Raw genomic sequence first — 18,740 nt, 5'->3', positions numbered from 1 at the left:
CCTCCCCCTCAGCCGGTCGCGAGGCGGGCGCCGGTCGCCGGGTCGAAGTAGTGCAGGGCGTGCGGGTTCACCGCCAGGTCGATCTTGTCGCCGGGCCGTACGCGCAGCCCGGCGGGCACGCGGGCGCACAGCAGCCGCTCCTCGCCCCCGTTCCCGGGTCCCGCGGCGCGCTCCTCGGTGAAGGTGGCCCGGCTGATCGCCGCGGTCTCCTCCGGTGTCGACGGGACGGCGAAGAACAGCAGCGCATCGGCGCCCAGGTCCTGGCGCACGGCGCATTCCACGCTCAGCACGCGGTCGCCCTGGGCGGCCTCCGGGCGCAGTTCCTCGGGCCTGAGGCCGACGAGGACCCGCTCGCCGTCGCGCACCGGGGGGAGCGGCCCGGCGTTCAGGCTCAGCGTGAAGCCGCCCAGCGCCAGCGCGTCCCCGTACCGGGTGCCGATCGCGAAGTTCATGGGCGGGGAACCGATGAACGCCCCGACGAAGGCGTTGGCGGGACGGGCGTACAGCTCCTGGGGCGCGGCCACCTGCTGGAGTTCGCCGCCGCGCAGGACGGCGACGCGACGGCCCAGCGTCATCGCCTCCACCTGGTCGTGGGTGACGTAGACGGTGGTGACGCCGAGCTTGCGGTGCAGCTGTTCCAGTTCGGCGCGCATGGAGACGCGCAGCTTGGCGTCCAGGTTCGACAGCGGCTCGTCCATCAGGTAGGCGCGGGGACGACGCGCGATCGCCCGTCCCATCGCGACCCGCTGGAGCTGGCCGCCCGACAGGGTGCCCGGCCGGCGGCCCAGCACCTCGCGCAGCCCGAGCAGGTCCGCGACCTCGTCCACGCGCGCGTCGATGTCGCGTTTGGCGGTGCCGCGGACCCGCAGCCCGTAGCCGAGGTTGGCGCGGACGGTCATGTGCGGATAGATCGCGTAGTTCTGGAACACCATCGCCACGTCGCGCTGCCGGGGCTCCAGCGCGGTGACGTCGTCGCCGCCCATCCGGACGGCCCCCGACGAGGGGCGCTCCAGCCCGGCGAGCAGCCGCAGCAGGGTGGACTTGCCGCAGCCGGACGGGCCGACCAGGACGAAGAACTCCCCCTCCTCGATCTCCAGCGAGACGTCGTCCACCGCCGCCCGCGCCCCGTCGTACCGCATGACCACATGGTCGAGTTCGATGGACGTCATCGCGCCCTCCTCTCCTCTCACCCGTGCAGGGTGCTGGTGAAGCCCTTCATGACCGAGCGCTGGGCGACGGCGAACAGCGCCACGACCGGCACGGCCGCGATCAGCGCGGCGGCGAAGATCAGGGGCCATTCCGCCGTGTAGCGCCCGACGAACGAGTAGACGGCGACGGGGAGCGTCACCTTGTCGCTCCCGCCCGCGAAGACCAGCGCGACGAAGAAGTCGTTCCACACGAACAGCCCCGTCAGCGTGGCGACGACGCCGGTGACGGGCCGCACCAGCGGGAACACGATCTGGACGAACACGCGCAGCGGCCGGGCGCCGTCCACCCGGGCGGCCTCTTCGTAGGCGGCCGGCATGCCGCGGAAGAAGCCGGTGTAGAGGAAGACCGCCAGGGGCATCTGGAGGCCCAGGTAGACCAGGATCAGCCCGGCGCGGGTGCCGGTGAGGCCCGCCTCGACCATGAAGGCGTACAGCGGGATCATCCCGAGCTGGATCGGCATGATCAGGGCGAGGACGAACAGCCCGAACACCGCGCCCGACAGCTTCGTTCCGCGGCGCGCGAGCGCGTACCCGGCCGGTGCCGCCAGGACGACGAGCAGCAGCACGACCGCGGCGGTCGTCAGCGCGCTGTTGAACAGCGCCTGCGGGAAGGACACGGTGTCGCCGCCCGCCTCGTTCCAGGCCCGCCCGAGGTTGCCGAGCGACGGCGAGGACGGCGGCGCCAGCGTCGACCCGCCGGAGTCGCCGGGATCGCGGAGCGTCGTGGCCACCACGAGGTAGACGGGCGCGAGCATGGGCAGCGCGCCGAGCCAGAGCCCCAGTTCGCGGAAGGCCGTCCAGCGGCCGTACCGGTTCACGCGCGCCTCCCTCGCAGCCCGCGGACCTGCACCAGCGCCGCCAGGCACACCCCGGCCACCAGCAGCAGCGCGACCGCCGCGCTGTAGCCGTACCGGCCGTTGACGAACGCCTGCTTGTAGACGTAGGTGCCGAGCGTGTCGGTGCCGCCGGCGGGGCCGCCGCCGGTGAGGGCCATCACCTGGTCGAACAGCATGAACGCCGAGATCGTGGACAGGGCGGTCCCGATGGCGACGGCGGGGCGCAGCAGCGGCAGCGTGATGTCGCGGAACCGGCGCCAGGGCCCGGCGCCGTCCACGTGGGCGGCCTCCAGCAGCTCGTCCTGGACGCTCTGCACGCCCGCGAGGTAGATGAGCATGTGGTAGCCGGAGAACTGCCAGATCATCACGATGACGACGGCCACGAGGGCGGTGTTCCGCTGGCCGAGCCACGGCTGGGCGAACGAGGCGAGCCCGGTGCCCTCCAGCAGCTCGTTCAGCGGGCCGTCGACGTCCAGGATGAACTTCCAGATGTAGGCGACCACCAGCGGGCTCACCACGGCCGGGACCAGGAACAGCGCGCGCAGGACGTGGCGGGTGCGCAGGGTGCGGGCCAGGCCGAGCGCCAGCCCGAGGCCGACGGCGTTGACGCCGACCACGTACAGCGCGGCCAGGACGAGCGTCTGGGCCACGACGTGCGAGCCTTCGCCGAAGAACTCGCCGAAGTTGGCCAGGCCGACCCAGGAGGGCGCGGTCAGCCCGTCCCAGTCGGTGAACGCCGACAGCCCGCCGAGCAGGGACGGCCCGAGCAGGAGCAGCAGGGTCAGCACGGCGGCGGGGGCGACGAAGGCCCACGGCACCGTTCTCGGACTTCTCATCATGGGGGGCTCCTAGGGGGCCTTGCTCGTCCAGGCCGCGTCCATGGGCCGCAGGACGTCGGCGGGCCCCGTCCGGCCGTTGAGGATCTTGACCAGGCCGCTGTCGAACAGGGTGATCAGCTCCGGGTTCGGCCAGTGCTGGTCCATGATCGGGCTGGTCCTCCCGTCGCGGAGGTAGGGCTCCAGGGCGGCGGCGTAGGCGGGGACGCGCCTGGCGTCCGGGCCCTCGGGGATGGCGGGGACGGCGTCGTCGAGCGCGGTGTAGCGGACGCGGTGGGCGGCGTAGTGGTCGACGAACCGCTTGGCGAGCGCCGGGGCGCCCGCCTTGGCGGGGACGACGAGGCCGCTGCTGGGACCGGCCGGGACGCGCACCCGCGCGGGGTCGTCGTCGCCGGGGAAGGGGAACATCGTGAACGTCGTCTTGGGGGCGGCGGCCTGCCAGAGAGGCAGCGTCACCGTGGGGGCGACGACCATCTGCGCCTTGCCCTCGCCGAGGGACCGCGCGGCCGCCTCCCGGGTCGTCCCGGCCACGCCTTCGGCGAAGCAGCGGGCGTCCTTCATCTGCCCGAAGCGCTCCACGGCCTTCGCCCAGCCCGCCGTACCGGCGAAGGTGGCCTGGTTCGCCAGGCGCTTGGCGGCATGGCCGGGGTCGTCGGCGAAGACGGTGGACGCCGCCAGCGCGAAGCCCACGATGTGCGGCATCTTCGAATCCTCATGGCCGGCCATCGCGAACGCGGCCTTCCCGCCCGCCGCGGCCTCACGGCACCGCGACAGAACCTCGGAGAAGGTCTTCGGCACGGGCGTGCCCTTGGGGGCGAGCACGCCGATCGCCATCGTGTCGATGGGGAGGCCGTACACCTTCGAGCCGTCGCCGACGACCGACCTGTAGTCCTTGGGGATCCCGCCCGCCCATGACGCGGCGCTCAGGTCGGCGAGCAGCCCCTTGTCCGCCAGGGCACGGGCCGTGCCGGACTCGCCGTAGCCGAGCACCGTCAGCGCGACGTCCGGGGCGCGGCCGGTGGCCAGCTGCCGCCTGAGCGCCTGGAGGTGCTGGTCGAAGGGGGTCTTCTTCACCGTGACGGTGACGCCGGCGTTCGCCTTCTCGAACTCCCGCGCCGCGACGTCGAAAGAGCCCTCCTTGCGCCCGTCGTCCCAGACCGAGAGGACGAGCTCGCCGTCGCCGCGGGCATCGCCGCCGCCGCATCCGGTCGCCAGCAGCGGCGGCGCCAGCGCGAGGCAGCACAGTGTTCTGAGCCTGTTCTTCATGAGTGACCTTCTTCCTGGCCGCGGGGCCTGACTCAGTCGCGCGCCGGCGCCAGCCGGAGCCGGTGGGACCCGCCGCCCACCTCGATCACGAGGTGCTCGCCGCTGCGCCTGACTCCCTCGACGCCGTTCGCGCCGGAACGCCACATCGTCCGGCCGTCCTTGGTCAGCTCCGCGGGGGCGGCGGCGGACGCGGGCAGCCAGATCTCGGCCTCGCTGGTCGCCGGGACCCGCACCACGATGTCCAGGGCGCCGTCGGCGGCGTGCCAGTCGACGGACGCGTCGCCGCGGACGGTGCGCAGCCGGGCGCTCGCGCGCTCCAGCCGGTGGGTGAGCGCGGGGCGCACCCGGATGCGCCGCCAGCCCGGTTCGGCGGGCGCGAGCCCGGCCACGTCGTTGAAGAGGAACTTCTCGATCATGGCCATGAGCTTCATGTTCCGGCTGAAGGTGGGATCCCCGCCCCAGGTCTCCCAGATCGTGGTGGCGCCGCGCTCGACCTGCTGCCCCCAGCTGGGGAAGGTGGTCTTGGTGGCGATGCCGTACATGGCGTCGGCCGCGCCGATCCCGGTCAGGACGTTCTGGAGCGCCGCGGTGCCCATCGTGCCGGTGCTCAGATGCCCGCCGTCGCTCTCGATCCGTTCGACGAGCACCCGGCCGACGCGGTCGCGATGCTCGTCCGGGACGATGCCGAACCACAGCGGCATCGCCTGCGCGGTCTGCGAGCCGGTGGCGTAGCGACCGGTGGCCGGGTCGAGGAACCGGTCGTTGAAGGCGGTCCGGATCGCCTCGGCCAGTTCGCGGTAGCGGGCGGCGTCGGCGTCCTCGCCGACGACCGCGGCGGCGTCCGCGACCATCGTGGTCACCGCGTGGAACCAGGCGGTGGAGGTCAGCTCCACGGGCGTCCGGTTGGGGCTGAGCGAGCACGTGCCGTCCGGCTGGGGCTCCATGTGGTCGCCGAGGCCCTCGCTGAGGATGAGGTCCTTGGCGCGGGTCCGCAGGAACTCCACGCCGCGGCGCATGCCCGGGTAGTGCCGCTCCAGGATCGAGCGGTCGCCGTAGAACCGGTACAGGTTCCACGCGATGCTCGGGTACGACGTCATCGCGAAGTCGGGCAGCGGCGCGTACGGCCAGTAGATCACCGCGGACCAGTCGTCGGGGAGCTCCTCGCGCGCCTTCTCCAGGTCGCCGTACTCCTGGCTGTCCAGCGCCTCCTGCATCTCGACCTTGCCGCGCCACTGGAGCGGGCAGATGGTCGGGAAGCGGCCGTCGGGCAGCTGGGTGCCGGCGAGGTCGTCCAGCCATTTCAGCCAGAACGCGCGCGCCTCGAAGTCGTAGAGGTAGTCCTCGACCGACCAGCCGGGGTCGCCGACCCAGCCGACGCGTTCGGCGCGGTCGGCGGCGTCCTGGGGGAAGCCCTGGAAGCTGGCGCGGAACGTCCACAGCACGTTGCGGTGGATGCGGTTCAGCAGGTCGTCGGAGCAGGCGAACGTGCCCGCGGGCTCCAGGTCGGAGTGGACGACCCGGGCGCGCACCTCGTGCAGCTCCACCTCGGGGCTGGAGGCCGTCACCTCGACGTGGCGGAATCCGTGCAGGGTGAACCGCGGCTCCCAGATCTCCTCGGCGGCGCCCTTGAGGGTGTACACGTCGGTCTGCCTGGCGGCGAGCCAGGACTGCGTGTTGGCGTCGTCGTCGAGGTTCCCGTCGGCGTCGACCTCACCGGCGTGCCGCAGCTCGACGCGCGCCCCGGCCGGGCCGGTCACGCGGATCGCCGTCCAGCCGGACACGTGCTGGCCGAAGTCGACGACCTGCCTGCCCTCATCGGCCCGAGTCGTGGCGACGGGTGAGAGCGTCTCGATCACGCGGACGGGCTCCAGGAGCTGCGCGCGGACCCGTCCGGCCGGGGCCCGCACCTCCGCCGCCGGGGACCAGCCCGCCGCCGCGAACCCGGCGCGGTCCCAGCCGGGGGCCTCCTTGCGGGCGTCGTAGTGCTCGCCGTGCGAGTAGTCGTTGTAGACGACGGGCCCGGCGGACGTGCGCCAGGTGCCGTCGCTGACGACGGTCACCCGCTGCCCCTCCGCCGTCTCGATCTCGATGCGCAGCAGCGCGGCGGGACGGTCGCCCCACGGCGTGCGCGGGAACGGCCCCGGGCCGTTGTCCGGCTCCGCGCTGTACCAGCCGTGGCCGAGGATCAGCCCGACCGCGTTCGCGCCCGCGTTCACCTGCCCGGTGATGTCGTAGGTGGAGGCCAGGACGCGGGGGGTCGGGGATGCGGGCGGGCTCGCCGTCGCCGTCGCGCAACTCCGGATCGTGGTCGTAGCTGGTGGTGGCGGGATCGAGGACGCGGTCGCCGACACGGCCGCCGTTCAGCCGCAGCTCGTAGTAGCCGAGCGCGGAGACGTGCGCGCGGGCGCGGGTGACCGTGCCGGGCACGGTGAACTGCGCGCGCAGCAGCGGCGAGGACACGCCCGCCTCCCCCGCGATCCACTGGGCCCGGCCCCAGTCCGACGGTTCCAGCAGCCCCATCTCGAATCTGGCGGGCGGGGCGTCCGGGCCCGGACCGCCGCCGCGACCCCACAGCCGGACCGTCCACCAGCAGCGCTCGCCCGAACGCAGCGGGCGGCCCGCGTAGGCGACCCCGTTCACCCGGTCCGCCGGGACCCGGCCCGAATCCCACAGGTCGGCGCTCCCGGCCGCCAGCAGCCCCGGCGCGGACGCGACCAGAATCTGGTACGCCCGCAGCTCCTCCGCGCCCGGCCCTTCGGGCACCCAGCCGAACACCGGCTCGGGCACGTCCAGGCCGAGCGGGTCCACCAGATGCTGGCAGCGCAACCCTGTGGCCCGCAGCTCTCCGGTCTCGGTCATCTGTCTCTCCCCTGCTTCGCGTGCGGTCGTGGCGGGCGGTGTCGGTCGATCGGTCAGTCCATGCGCAGGCCGCCGTTGACGTCGTAGGTGGCGCCGGTGGTGAACCCGGCCTCCGGGGAGACCAGCAGGCCGATCGCGTGCGCGACCTCCTCGGCCGCGCCGAGCCGGCCGAGCGGCACCGAGGCGGCGAGCGCGTCGCGGGCCCGGCCGTCCAGCGCGGCGATCATCTCGGTGCCGATGGGACCGGGGGCGACGGCGTTCACCCGGATGCCCTCGGGCGCGAGCCGGCGGGCGAACGACCGGGTGAGCGCCAGCACCGCGGCCTTGCTGGCGGCGTAGTGGACGCTGGTGGTGAGCCCCCCGGCCTGTCCCGCCAGCGAGGCGACGTTGACGATCGAGCGGTCGCCGCGCGCCGCCCGCAGCAGCGGGATCGCGGCCTTCACGACCAGGAAGGCGCCGCGGGCGTTGGTCTCCATGACGGCGTCCCAGTCCGCCGCCGTGATCGCCTCCCAGTCGGTGTACGGGCAGATCCCGGCGTTGTTGACGACGGCGTTGAGGCTCCCCCACTCCCCCGCGACCCGGTCGAGGAGCCGTGCGGCGCCGTCCGGGTCGCGCTGGTCCAGGTGCGAGGCGACCGCCCGCACGCCGAGGGCGCGGCATTCGGCGGCGACGCGGCCGGCGCCCGCGGCGTCGGCGGCGTAGGTGAGCCAGACGTCGTCGCCGCGGCCGGCGAGCAGGCGGCAGGTCGCGGCGCCGATGCCGCCGCTCCCTCCGGTGACCAGGACGGTGCGGTTCTCGGCCGGGGTCATCGGACGTACTCCGGGTTGACGATCGAGGGGACGGGCCGCCGGTCCAGGAAGTCCACGACCTGCCGCGCCGTCCGCTCGCCCAGTTCGTCCAGCGCCTGCGGCGAGTACCAGGCGGCGTGCGGGGTGAGGATGACGCCGGGCAGGTCGCGCAGGGGGCTGCCGGCGGGCAGCGGCTCGGTCTCGAACACGTCCAGCGCGGCCCCGGCCAGATGCCCGTCCCGGATCGCTCCGGCCAGCGCCGCCTCGTCGATCAGGCCGCCGCGGCAGGTGTTGACGACCACCGCGCCGCGCGGGAGGCGGGCGAGGGCGCGGGCGTCCAGCAGGTGGCGGGTGCGGGCGGTCAGCGGGACGTGCAGGCTGAGGACGTCGGCGGCGGCCAGCGTCGCCTCCAGCCCGGCGGGCCGGTGCCCCGCGGCCGTGATCACATGGTCGGTCACATGCGGGTCGTGCACGACGACCGGGAAACCGAGCGCGGCGGCGTGGGCGGCGGTGCGCGAGCCGATCCGGCCGAAGCCGACGACGCCCAGGGTGGTCCGGGACGGCCGGAAGGCGGCGGGCGCGTCCTCGGTCACCGCCCAGCGGCTCCGGCGCACCGCGCGGTCCAGCGGGAACAGCCGCCGTCCGGCCGCCATGACGAGCGCGATCGTGTGCGCCGCGACCTCCTCGACGCAGTAGTCGGGGGTGTTGGCGACGGCGATGCCGCGCGCGGTGGCGGCCTCGACGTCGATCATGTCGTAGCCGATCCCGAGCCGCCCGACGAACCTGCAGCGCTCCAGCCGGTCGAGGACCTTGGCGGTGATCGGCGCCCACTGCACCATCAGCGCGGTGGCGTCCGCGGCGGCCTCGATCACCTCGTCCTCGGTGCGGCACCGCGCGACCCTGGTCCGCAGCCCGCCCGCCCGCAGGATCTCCAGGACGCGTTCGGTGCCGGGCAGGTCGGTGTCGGTGACGACGACGAGCTCACTCATCGGCGGCCTCCGGCAGCGCGGTCCGGATGCGTTCGGCGGCGATCTCGATGTGGCGCGCCATCTCGGCCTGGGCGACCGCGGGGTCGGGGTCGAGGATCGCGTCGAGGAGCACGTCGTGGGTGGCGGCGTGGTGCTCCAGCTCCCCCGGCCGCAGCGCGGCCGTGGCCGCGCGCAGGAACGCGCCGATGCGGCTGCGCAGCTGGGTGACCAGCTCGCCCACGAGGCCGTGGTCGGCCAGTTCCCAGAGCCGCTCGTGGAAGCGCTGGTCGATGTCGAACACCTGCCGGAAGTTGCCCTCGACCGCTTCCTTGCGCATCCGCGCGACCATCGCGCGCAGTTCGCGTTCGTCCTCGTCGGTGAGGCGCTCCCGGACGCGGGTGACGACGAACTGCTCCAGGACGACGCGCAGCGAGCACAGTTCGTCCAGCTCCCGGGGCGTGAGCGTGGCGACCCGCGAGCCGCGGCGGGGCGTCCGCTCGATCAGCCCCTCGTCGGCCAGCTTCGACAGCGCCTCGCGGATCGGGATGTGACTCACGCCCAGCTCGGCGGCCAGCGCGCGCTCGACCAGCCGGGTCCCGGGCGCGTACCGACCGTCGTGGATCGCGTCCCGGATGCTGCCGGCCACCTGGTCGGCGAGGTTCCCGGGGTTCAGTGGGTTCAGTGTCATCTGCGCTTCCGTCATCTCGGCAGTGAACGCTATAGCATTTAGCGTATAGCGAGTTCATGGCAAACGCTATAGCATCTAGCGAACCCGTGGTGAGACCCGTGGTGAGACTCGTGGTGAAAGAGGGGCAGGATGCGGATCGCAGCACAGCGGAAGGCGCTGGTCACCGGCGGCGGATCGGGTTTCGGGCGGCTGATCGCCCACCGGCTGCACGCCGCCGGCGCGGCGGTGACGGTCGTGGACGTCGACGCGGACGGCGCCGCGGAGGTCGCCGGCGAGCTGGGCGACCGGGCGCTGGGCGTGACCGCCGACGTCCGGTCCCCCGAGGAGATGGCGCGGGCCGTCCGCACGACCGTGGAGAGGTTCGGCGGGCTGGACACCCTCGTCGTCTCGGCGGGCGTCTTCCACATCGGTTCGCTCGAGAGCACCACCGAGCAGGACTGGGACCGCACCCTCGGCGTCAACCTCAAGGGCGCGTTCATCACCGTCCAGGCCGCGGCCGCGCCGCTGCGCTCCAGCGGCCGGGGGCGGATCGTGACGATCGGCTCGGACTGCGGGCGGCGCGGCTTCGCCCGGCAGGTCCCCTACACCGCCTCCAAGTTCGGCCTGATCGGACTGACCGAGTCGGTGGCGGCCGAGCTCGCGCCGGACGGCGTCACGGCCAACTGCGTCTGCCCGGTGGGAGTGCCCACGACCGGCATGGGCCAGGAGGTGCTGGACTGGAAGGTCCGCCAGGCCGGGGAGACACCGGAGGCGATCATGAAGGCGACCGCCCGGACCAACCCGCTCGGCCGCAACGCCAGCGAGGACGACGTCGCCGACGCCGTGCTCTTCCTCCTGTCCGAGCAGGCGGGGTTCCTGACCGGGGTGACCCTGGACGTGGACGGCGGCGCGCACCTCGGCACGGTCCCGGGGACCCGCTGATGGCCGCCATCCCGCTGGTGGACACGCACGTCCACTTCCACGACATGGGCCATCCGAGGCTGCGCTACAGCTGGCTGGAGCCCGGCGCCCCCGTGGACGAGGTGACCGGCCCCGACGCCGCCATCCGCGCCCAGCGCTACTGGGCCGACGACTTCCTCGCCGAGACGCGCTTCCACAACGTCGCCAAGGTCGTGCACGTCCAGGCCGCGATCGGCAGCGAGGACCCGGTGGAGGAGACCCGCTGGCTCCAGGCGTTCGCCGACCGGCTCGGCGCCCCGCACGGGATCGTGGCCTACGCCGACCTCGCCCGTCCCGACGCGGCCGCGGTGCTCGCCCGGCACGCCGCGTTCGCCAACCTGCGCGGCATCCGCGACCTGCGCTACGACGGCTACCTGACCGACCCGGACTGGCATCGGGGCTACGCGGCACTGGAACGGTACGGCCTCGTCTGCTGCGACGACCCGGCCGTCGAAGAGATGGCCGACGCGCGGAAGCTGGCCGAACGCCATCCCGGGGTGACCCTGTGCGTGGACCACGCCGGATACCCGCGCCGCCGGGACCGCGCCTACTTCGAGGAATGGCGCGCCGGGATGCGCGAGCTGGCCAAGGCGCCGAACACGGTGGTGAAGATCTCCGGCCTCGGTCAGGCCGACCACCGGTGGACGGTCTCCTCGCTCCGCCCCTGGGTGCTCGAATGCGTCGAGGCGTTCGGCGCCGGCCGCGCGTTCTTCGGCTCGAACTGGCCCGTCGACCGCCTCTACAGCTCCTACGGCGACGTCGTGGACGCCTACGCCGAGATCATCGCGGAGTTCGGCGAGTCCGAGCGGCACGCGCTGTTCCACGGCAACGCCGAACGGATCTTCCGCCTCGGGGAGGGCTCATGACCGCCCGCTCCGGCGGCGGCGGGACCGGCGGGAGGGTCGCGCGGATCGCCGTGATCGGCTGCGGGTGGTGGTCCACCTACGCGCACCTGCCCGCGCTCTCCGAGCACCCCGGCGCGGAGATCGTCGCGGTGGCCGACTCCGACCCGGCGCGGCTGGAGGCGGCGGCGAAGGCGTTCGGCGTGCCCGCGGCGTTCGCCGACACGGCCGCCCTCCTGGACGCGGTGGACGTGGACGGCGTCGTGATCGCCGTCCCGCACGCCGCGCACCACCCGGTGGCCAGGCTCGCGCTGGAGCACGGGGCGCACGTGCTGCTGGAGAAGCCGATGACGATCGAGCCCGCGCACGCCCGCGAGCTGGTCGCGCTCGCCCGCGACCGCGGCGCCGAGCTGATCGTCGACTATCCGTGGCATTACAACGAGCATGTGCTGGCGCTGCGCGACACGATCGCCCAGGGGACGATCGGGCCCGTCGAGCACGTGTCGGTGCTGTACGCCTCCACGGTCCGCGAGCTGTACCGGGGCGATCCCGAGCCGTACCGGGAGGTGTTCGGTTACACCGTCAACGCCCCGGACTCGCGCACCTACAGCGACCCGGCACTGTCGGGCGGAGGGCAGGGGCAGACCCAGGTCACCCATGCGGCGGCCCTGCTGCTGTGGCTCACCGGGCTCCGCCCGCGGGGCATCGCCGCGTTCCGTGCCGATTTCGAGCTGGACGTGGACCTCGCCGACAGCATCGCGATCCGCTTCGAGGGGGGTGCGATCGGGACCCTGAGCTCCACCGGCGCCGTGCTGCCCGTCCATGAGGAGATCATGCGCCTGGAGGTCTTCGGCCGGCACGGGCACGTCCTGCTGGACGTCAACCAGGGCACGGCCTCGGTCCACCACGCGGGCGGCCTCACCGAACTGCCGCGGCTGCCCGCCGGGGAGCGCAATCCCGAGCACGCGCCCGTCCGCAACCTCGTGGACGTCGCGCTGGGGCGGGGCGGCAACGGCTCCCCCGCCGACGTCGGCCTGGGCGCCGTGCAGTTCGTCGCCGCCATGTACCGCTCGGCGCGGGACAACACCATCGTCGACCCGACGCGACTCTGAGAGGGACGCCCGATGCTCACAGGTTTCTCGCACGTGGGATTCACGGTCACCGACATCGAGGAGGCCGCCGCGTTCTACCAGAAGGTGTTCGAGGCCGAGCCGCTGGTGCGCCGCGTGTACGACGCCCCCTACACCTCGGTCCAGATCGGTTACCCCGACGCCCGGCTGGACATCGCGATCTTCCGGATCCCGGGGTCGGACGGGCTGCTCGAGCTCATCCAGTACCTCAACCCGGTCGGCGTCCCGGTCGACCTGGAGACCCGCAACCCCGGCACCGCCCACCTGTGCCTGAACACCGACGACCTGGACGCCGAGTACGCCAGGCTGACCGGGCTGGGGGCCACGCCCCGCAGCGCGGCCCCGGTGGAGATCACCTCCGGCCCCAACGCGGGGCGCCGGGTCGCCTACTTCCGCGACCCGCAGGGGCTGACCCTCGAACTGATGGAGATCCGCTGATGCGCGTCGCGAACCTCGGCGGACGCCTCGTCCTGCTCACCGGCTCCGGGGCGCTGGACGTGGAGGACGCCTCCGGCGGCCGGTTCGGCGCCGACCCCCAGGCCGTGTACGCCCGCTGGGCCGAGTTCGCCTCCTGGGCGGCGACGGCCTCCGGCGGGACGCCCTACGACCCGGACCTGCTCGGCCCGCCGGTCCCGGCACCGCGCCAGGTGTTCGCGATCGGGATGAACTACCGCGCGCACGCGGCCGAGGCGGGTTTCGAGACGCCCGACCGGCCCACGGTGTTCACCAAGTTCCCCAGCTGCGTCACCGGCCCCCGCGGCACGGTCGCGCTTCCGCCCGGCGGGCACACCGACTGGGAGGTGGAGCTGGTCGTCGTCATCGGCGCCACGGCCCGCCATGTGAAGGAGGCGGACGCCTGGGACCACGTCGCCGGCCTCACCGCGGGGCAGGACCTGTCCGAGCGCATCGGCCAGCTCGCGGGGCCCGCGCCCCAGTTCAGCCTGGCCAAGTCCCACCCGGGCTTCGGCCCGATCGGGCCGTGCCTGGTGACCCCGGACGCCTTCGACGACCCTGACGACATCGAGCTGTGGTGCGAGCTCAACGGGGAGCGGGTCCAGCACGGCCGGACGAGCGATCTGGTGTTCCCCGTCCCCCGCCTGATCGAGGAGCTGTCGGCGACGCTGCCGCTGCTGTCCGGCGACCTGATCTTCACCGGCACCCCCGCGGGCGTCGGCATGGGCCGCACCCCGCCGCGCCGGCTGGCCCCCGGCGACGAACTCGTCACCGGCGTCACCGGCGTCGGCGAGATGCGGCACCGGCTGCGTTGACGTCCCCTCAGCCGAGCGGGACGGTCAGGAAGGGCGCGCCGGTGGGTTGCGAGGACCCGCCTGCGGGTTCGACGGTGACGGCGATCGTGCGGGCGTCGGCAAGTCCCTCTGCGATGAACGGGCGCCGTCCCTGGCTCGCGGGCGGCGGCAGGGTTCCGGCCGAACGCGGGGCGGCCCGTCCGAGGTACCACAGCTGGTAGGTCTCGTTCTTGGGCAGGGCGCGGAGGCGGGACGCGGCGACCACGGCCTTGTCGAGCGAGCGGGAGGCCACGACGGTGAGGGTGCCGGCGCCGCCGGGCCGGGCGGTGGCGGTGCGGGCGTCGGGCGCGGTCAGGACGGCGGTGACCTGGCGGTCAAACGCCCGCGCGCGGTCGGCCTCGCGGTACTGCTGGACGGCCGCCGTACCGCTGATCAGGGCCAGGACCAGGCAGGCCGCGGCGAGGACCCACCCGGCGCCGCGGGCACGGGCGCGGGGCAGGCCGCGGGCGATCCTGGGCGGGAGCTGCCGGGTGTGGGCGATCTCCTCGAGGACGTCGCGGTGCAGGGAGTCCGGTGGCCGCCGGGTTGCGGCCACGGCCAGGCGCGCGGTGGTCTCGCGGAGGCCGCCGACCTCTTCGGCGCACGTGGCGCACCCGTCCAGGTGGCGCCGGAAGCGGCGGCGTTCGGTGTCGCTGAGCGCGTCCAGGGCGTAGGCGGCGGCCAGCAGGTGCGGGTCTTGGGTCATCGCTGGACTCCCAGGCAGTCGCGCATGCGGATGAGCCCGTCGCGCATACGGGTCTTGACCGCGGCCAGGCCGACGCCCAGCAGTTCGGCGACCTCCCGGTAGGTGTAGCCGCCGTAGTAGGCCAGGGTGATCGATTCGCGCTGGACGTCGGTGAGGCCGCCCAGGCAGCGCCGCACCTGCTGGTGCTCCAGGCGCGTGTGGGCCTCCTCCGCCACGACGTCGTAGTCCGGATCGGGGGCGGCGGCGCGCCTCTCCCGGTCGCGTCCCGCCTGGGAGGAGCGGACCCGGTCGATGGCGCGCCGGTGCGCCACCGTCATCGCCCACGCCAGGGCGCTGCCGCGCTCGGGCCGGTGGTGGGACGCCTTGCGCCAAATCTCGACGAGGACCTCCTGGGCGACCTCCTCTGCCTGGGCAGGATCGCGCAGCACCCGCAGGGCCAGCCCGTAGACGGGCCCGGACAACTGCTGGAAGACCTCTTCGAAGGCGTCCTGGTCACCGCGGGCGACACGGGCCAGCAGCACGGCCAGATCGTCCACGGCGTCCACCGTGCCCGGCGCCGCGCGCCGGGCCCGCCCGCTCGGATCGTTCATCGTCACAATCATGGTTCGGAGCGGACGGCGCCGCGGGTGGGTGTGTGAACAAGCTCACACGCCCGTCCGAACGGTGCGGGGTCAGGGGCCCTTGTGAATGCGGCCGTCCTTCATGACGAAACGGACGTCCTGGGTGACGGTGATGTCCCGGGACGGGTCGCCGGGGACGGCGATGATGTCGGCGAGAAAGCCCTCCCGCAGCCGGCCGAGCTCGTGGTCCAGCTCGACCAGCTCCGCGCTGGTGACCGTCGCCGCCCGCAGGGCCTGCATCGGCGTCATCCCGCGCGACACCAGCGCGACCAGTTCCTTGGCGTTGTCGCCGTGCGGGACGGCCGGGGCGTCGGTCCCGCAGGCGATCTTGACGCCGGCGGCGATGGCCTTGGGGAGCATCGACCGGGCCTGGGGGAACACCTCGGCCGCCTTCCTCCGCAGCTCCGGCGCGGCCCGCCCGATGTCCATCGCGTCGGTCAGGTAGGTCGTCGACACCAGGAACGTGCCGTGCTCGACCATCATCTTGAGGGTTTCCTCGCTGGCCAGGAAGCCGTGCTCGATGCAGTCGATGCCGGCCCGGACGCACGCCTGGACGGCCCGGTCGCCCACCGCGTGGGCGGCGACGCGGATGCCGGCCCGGTGGGCCTCGTCGGCGATGGCGGCCAGTTCCTCGTCGGAGTACTGCTGGGAGCCGGGGCCGGTGCTGTGCGACATCACCCCGCCCGAGGCCGACACCTTGATCACTTTGGCGCCGTGCCGGATCTGGTAGCGGACGCAGGCGCGCACCTCCCCCACGCCGTTGGCGATGCCCTCCCCGATGCTCAGCGGCATGATCCCCGGTGCCAGGCGCTGGAACACGGTCGGGTCGAGGTGGCCGCCGTAGGGGGTGACCGCGTGCCCGGCCGGGATGATCCGCGGGCCCTCCACCCATCCCTGGTCGACGGCGCGCTGCACCGCGACGTCCAGCAGGTAGCCGCCCGTCTTGACCATCAGGCCGAGGTTGCGGACCGTGGTGAAGCCGGCGTGCAGCGTCGTGCGGGCGTTGAGGGTCGCGCGGATCGAGCGGTACGCCGGATCGTCCTGGACGCCGTGCATCGGCAGCGGCAGGCCCGTCGGGGTCTCCGGGCCGCCGATCAGGAAGTTGAGCTCCATGTCCATCAGCCCGGGCAGCAGCGTCACCTCGCCCAGGTCGAGCTCGGTCGCCCCGGCCGGGATCTCGGCGGGGCCGATCGCGGCGATGCGGTCCCCCTCGACCACGATCACGGCCGGGGACCGGACCTCCCCCGCGTCGACGTCCACCCAGCGGGCGGCCCGCAGCACGATCGGCGCCGAAGGCGCCCCGGGGGGCGTGGGGGGTCGTCCCCCCTCGGACGGCGCAGCCGGAGCGGTCACGGGGCGGGCTCGATGTCGCAGTCGAAGGTCGACGAGCCGCTGTCGGGGACTTTCGGCTGGCGCCACACCTCGACGGGGAAGGACACCTCGATCATCGAGTACAGCAGGTGGAGGAGGTTGGTCGCGTCCTCGGGCAGCGCGTCGAACGGGAGCCGCTCGATGTAGGCCATGGCGTCCTCGGCGCGGGGCACGACCGCGTCGTAGAACGCCTGCATCTCCTCCATCGTGCTGGCGAGCCGGGTGCCGTACCGCTCGTGCTCGGTGGGGAGGCACCATTTCACGGCGAACGGTTCGAGACCGGCGAACTCCCGCGGCAGCAGCGCGCTCACTTGCGGGCCCCCTCGTGGTCGTGGACCCAGTCGCCGACGACCTTGTGGAGGTGCCGGCACAGGATCTCCTGGTCGTTGAGCAGGAAGCGGTCGACGTACCGGGTCTCCAGCATCATCTGCGTGGCCTCGAGCGTGTTGGCGTCCTGGAGTGCGAACTCCTTGAACGTCACCGCCGCCATCTCCTGGGCGATGCGCTCGCGGACGTTGGTGGCCGGCACGAAGTAGACGTTCCCCTCGAAGACGTGCGTGTTGGACGAGGTCGGCCAGTAGTGGTAGGTGAGGTACCACCCCTGGCTCCAGATGAGGATCACGAAGTTCGGGAACAGCTGGAAGGAGTCCAGCCCCCAAGGTTCGCACTTGGCGGGGTTGACGCCGGCCGGCATCTCGCCCAGGTCGATCTGGTCCCACGGGCCGAACAGCCCGCTGCGGGTCAGGATCTCCATGGGCTTGACCAGCTCGGTGTCCATCTCCCAGAAGCGGACGCCCGACGTGCTCACCATCCGGTGCGGATCCTCGAGCTGGTAGTGCGGCGCCTCGAATCCGGCCTGCTGGGCGGCCGTGGAGTACTTCTCCGGCGACTGCTTCGCGTGCAGGACCGGTGCGTGGTAGAACTCGGCGAAGGCGTCCATGTACAGCTTCCAGTTGGCCTGGATCGTGGTGCTGTACCCGAAGCGGGCGGTCTGCTTCTCGAACGGGTAGCCCTCCAGGGCGGTCACCATCGGGCCGAGGAACTCGCGCAGCGACTGCTCGGGCTCGCGGGCGAAGTTCACGAAGATGAACCCGGCCCAGACGTCGCAGTGCACCGGCGCCAGTCCGTACCTGCTCTTGTCGACGTCGAAGAACTCGCCCTCCTGCTGGATGAAGTTCAGCGAGCCGTCGAGGTCGTAGCGCCAGCCGTGGTACTTGCAGGTGAACTGGCGGCAGAAGCCCGCGGTGTCCTGCTTGGGGTCGTCCGACCAGACGAGCTTGTTGCCGCGGTGGCGGCAGATGTTGTGGAAGGCGCGGACCTCCCCCTCCCTGTCGCGGACGACGACGATCGCCGCGCCGGCGGCGGCGATGTCCTTGGTGAAGTAGCTGCCCTTGCGCGGGAGCTGCTCCACCCGGCCGACGTTCAGCCAGGCGCGCTTGAAGATCGCCGCCTTCTCACGCTCGTAGAACTCGGGGGTGATCGAGTCCTCGTAGGACACCGGCTCCGTGCCCAGCTCGGGATAGTGCTGGGTCCAGCTGCCCTCGGGCGGCTTGGGGAATCGCGGCATGGTCCTCCTCCTTCAGGGCGATGGGGCGGTGGGGCGATGGGGTGGATGGGGGCGGCCGGGCGTCACAGCACCGACCCGCCGTTGACGCCGAGGACCTGCCCGGTGATGAAGCCGGCCTCCTCGGAGGCGAGGAAGGCGGCCGCCGCGGCGATGTCGTCCGGGGTCCCGAGATGGCCGAGGGGGATGTTCGCGGCCATCTTCTCGTTCGGGGGCAGGTTCCCCTCGGCCTGCGACCGGTGCTGCATCGGGGTCTCGATCCCCGACGGCGGGATGCTGTTGACCGTGATGCCCTGGGACGCGTAGGCGCGGGCCAGGGACTTGGTCAGCACGATCACCCCGCCCTTGGCGGCCGCGTAGTGCGCCATGGTGGGCGAGCCCCGCTGGGCACTGGACGAGGCGATCGTGACGATGCGGCCCCAGCGCGCCGCGACCATGTCGGGCACGGCGGCCTGGCAGCAGTGGAAGGTGCCGGTGAGGTTCACGTCGATGAGGCGGTTCCACCGCTCGGGAGTGATCTCCTCGAACCGGTCGAAGGCGACGAGACCGGCGCTGGTCACGAGGATCTCCGTCGGCCCGAGCGCCGCGCGGATCTCGGTGAACGCGGCGTCGAGGGCGGGGCGGTCGGTGACGTCGGCGGCGAGCCCGAGCGTCTCCACGCCTTGCGTCCGCAGTTCCTTGGCGACCCGGGCCGCGCCGTCGCCGTCGAGGTCGAGCACGGCGACGCGGTGGCCCTGCTCGGCCAGGTGGCGGCAGGTGGCCTCGCCGATGCCCGACGCCCCTCCCGTGACCACCGCCACCCGGGGCCGCCGCCCCTCCGTACGTGGCATCGC

19 protein-coding genes and 1 pseudogene are annotated in these 18,740 nt (G+C 73.2%); 5 read left to right on the top strand and 15 right to left on the bottom strand.

The window, feature by feature from the left end:
• Positions 1-8: 8 nt before the first annotated feature.
• The 9 genes and pseudogenes from ACZ466_RS40045 to ACZ466_RS40005 form a co-directional block, all read right to left on the bottom strand.
• Positions 9-1,169 (bottom strand): ABC transporter ATP-binding protein, encoded by a 1,161-nt coding sequence (locus tag ACZ466_RS40045; RefSeq protein WP_378281400.1) that lies wholly within the window; start codon positions 1,167-1,169, stop codon positions 9-11.
• A 17-nt stretch (positions 1,170-1,186) separates the two neighbouring features.
• Positions 1,187-2,026 carry a carbohydrate ABC transporter permease gene (locus tag ACZ466_RS40040; protein WP_378281401.1) on the bottom strand — a complete coding sequence of 280 codons (840 nt, stop codon included), beginning with the start codon at positions 2,024-2,026 and terminating at the stop codon, positions 1,187-1,189.
• The gene (locus tag ACZ466_RS40035; protein ID WP_378281402.1) at positions 2,023-2,883 is read right to left on the bottom strand and encodes a carbohydrate ABC transporter permease; all 861 of its coding nucleotides are present in this window, start codon (positions 2,881-2,883) and stop codon (positions 2,023-2,025) included. Before ACZ466_RS40035 ends, ACZ466_RS40040 begins: the two co-directional genes overlap by 4 nt.
• Before the next feature lie 9 nt (positions 2,884-2,892).
• Positions 2,893-4,146, bottom strand: a complete 1,254-nt coding sequence (locus ACZ466_RS40030) for an ABC transporter substrate-binding protein (RefSeq protein ID WP_378281403.1) — start codon at positions 4,144-4,146, stop codon at positions 2,893-2,895.
• Positions 4,147-4,178: 32 nt separating this feature from the next.
• Entirely contained in the window at positions 4,179-6,497 is a 2,319-nt protein-coding gene (locus ACZ466_RS40025; protein ID WP_464041867.1) for a family 78 glycoside hydrolase catalytic domain, read from the bottom strand.
• A pseudogene (locus ACZ466_RS40020) lies at positions 6,463-7,005 on the bottom strand (glycoside hydrolase family 78 protein); the annotation flags it as partial. The pseudogene ACZ466_RS40020 and the gene ACZ466_RS40025, both read right to left, overlap by 35 nt.
• A 53-nt stretch (positions 7,006-7,058) precedes the next feature.
• Positions 7,059-7,814: an SDR family NAD(P)-dependent oxidoreductase gene (locus ACZ466_RS40015; RefSeq protein ID WP_464041866.1), complete on the bottom strand. Its 756-nt coding sequence runs from the start codon at positions 7,812-7,814 to the stop codon at positions 7,059-7,061.
• Positions 7,811-8,782 carry a C-terminal binding protein gene (locus ACZ466_RS40010; RefSeq protein WP_378281406.1) on the bottom strand — a complete coding sequence of 324 codons (972 nt, stop codon included), beginning with the start codon at positions 8,780-8,782 and terminating at the stop codon, positions 7,811-7,813. The genes ACZ466_RS40015 and ACZ466_RS40010 overlap by 4 nt, the downstream gene beginning before the upstream one ends.
• Positions 8,775-9,449 (bottom strand): GntR family transcriptional regulator, encoded by a 675-nt coding sequence (locus ACZ466_RS40005; RefSeq protein WP_378281407.1) that lies wholly within the window; start codon positions 9,447-9,449, stop codon positions 8,775-8,777. Before ACZ466_RS40005 ends, ACZ466_RS40010 begins: the two co-directional genes overlap by 8 nt.
• A 129-nt stretch (positions 9,450-9,578) precedes the next feature.
• Here ACZ466_RS40005 and ACZ466_RS40000 point away from each other — a divergent pair, with 129 nt between their 5' ends.
• The 5 genes from ACZ466_RS40000 to ACZ466_RS39980 are packed head-to-tail and all read left to right on the top strand — an operon-like array spanning position 9,579 to position 13,628.
• The gene (locus tag ACZ466_RS40000) at positions 9,579-10,370 is read left to right on the top strand and encodes an SDR family NAD(P)-dependent oxidoreductase (RefSeq protein WP_378281408.1); all 792 of its coding nucleotides are present in this window, start codon (positions 9,579-9,581) and stop codon (positions 10,368-10,370) included.
• A complete protein-coding gene (locus ACZ466_RS39995; RefSeq protein ID WP_378281409.1) occupies positions 10,370-11,254 on the top strand; it encodes an amidohydrolase family protein in 885 nt (294 codons plus the stop codon). The genes ACZ466_RS40000 and ACZ466_RS39995 overlap by 1 nt, the downstream gene beginning before the upstream one ends.
• Positions 11,251-12,342: a Gfo/Idh/MocA family protein gene (locus ACZ466_RS39990; protein WP_378281410.1), complete on the top strand. Its 1,092-nt coding sequence runs from the start codon at positions 11,251-11,253 to the stop codon at positions 12,340-12,342. Before ACZ466_RS39995 ends, ACZ466_RS39990 begins: the two co-directional genes overlap by 4 nt.
• Positions 12,343-12,354: 12 nt before the next feature.
• Positions 12,355-12,798, top strand: a complete 444-nt coding sequence (locus ACZ466_RS39985) for a VOC family protein (protein ID WP_378281411.1) — start codon at positions 12,355-12,357, stop codon at positions 12,796-12,798.
• On the top strand, positions 12,798-13,628 hold the full coding sequence (locus ACZ466_RS39980) for a fumarylacetoacetate hydrolase family protein (RefSeq protein ID WP_378281412.1): 831 nt from the start codon (positions 12,798-12,800) through the stop codon (positions 13,626-13,628). Before ACZ466_RS39985 ends, ACZ466_RS39980 begins: the two co-directional genes overlap by 1 nt.
• Before the next feature lie 7 nt (positions 13,629-13,635).
• Here ACZ466_RS39980 and ACZ466_RS39975 read toward each other — a convergent pair whose 3' ends face one another.
• The 6 genes from ACZ466_RS39975 to ACZ466_RS39950 form a co-directional block, all read right to left on the bottom strand.
• Positions 13,636-14,352: an anti-sigma factor gene (locus ACZ466_RS39975; RefSeq protein WP_378281413.1), complete on the bottom strand. Its 717-nt coding sequence runs from the start codon at positions 14,350-14,352 to the stop codon at positions 13,636-13,638.
• Positions 14,349-14,942 carry an ECF RNA polymerase sigma factor SigK gene (gene sigK / locus ACZ466_RS39970; RefSeq protein WP_378281414.1) on the bottom strand — a complete coding sequence of 198 codons (594 nt, stop codon included), beginning with the start codon at positions 14,940-14,942 and terminating at the stop codon, positions 14,349-14,351. The genes ACZ466_RS39975 and sigK overlap by 4 nt, the downstream gene beginning before the upstream one ends.
• A gap of 81 nt (positions 14,943-15,023) precedes the next feature.
• Positions 15,024-16,253, bottom strand: a complete 1,230-nt coding sequence (locus tag ACZ466_RS39965; RefSeq protein WP_464041865.1) for a metal-dependent hydrolase family protein — start codon at positions 16,251-16,253, stop codon at positions 15,024-15,026.
• A gap of 68 nt (positions 16,254-16,321) precedes the next feature.
• A complete protein-coding gene (locus tag ACZ466_RS39960) occupies positions 16,322-16,654 on the bottom strand; it encodes a hypothetical protein (protein ID WP_378281416.1) in 333 nt (110 codons plus the stop codon).
• Positions 16,651-17,910 (bottom strand): aromatic ring-hydroxylating oxygenase subunit alpha, encoded by a 1,260-nt coding sequence (locus tag ACZ466_RS39955; RefSeq protein WP_378281417.1) that lies wholly within the window; start codon positions 17,908-17,910, stop codon positions 16,651-16,653. Before ACZ466_RS39955 ends, ACZ466_RS39960 begins: the two co-directional genes overlap by 4 nt.
• 62 nt (positions 17,911-17,972) lie before the next feature.
• A complete protein-coding gene (locus tag ACZ466_RS39950) occupies positions 17,973-18,737 on the bottom strand; it encodes an SDR family NAD(P)-dependent oxidoreductase (protein ID WP_378281418.1) in 765 nt (254 codons plus the stop codon).
• Positions 18,738-18,740: the final 3 nt, after the last annotated feature.

The organism is Actinomadura rugatobispora, assembly GCF_055379765.1.
The sequence above is the reverse complement of the archived record's forward strand: the minus strand, read 5'-3'. Positions and strand labels throughout refer to the sequence as shown.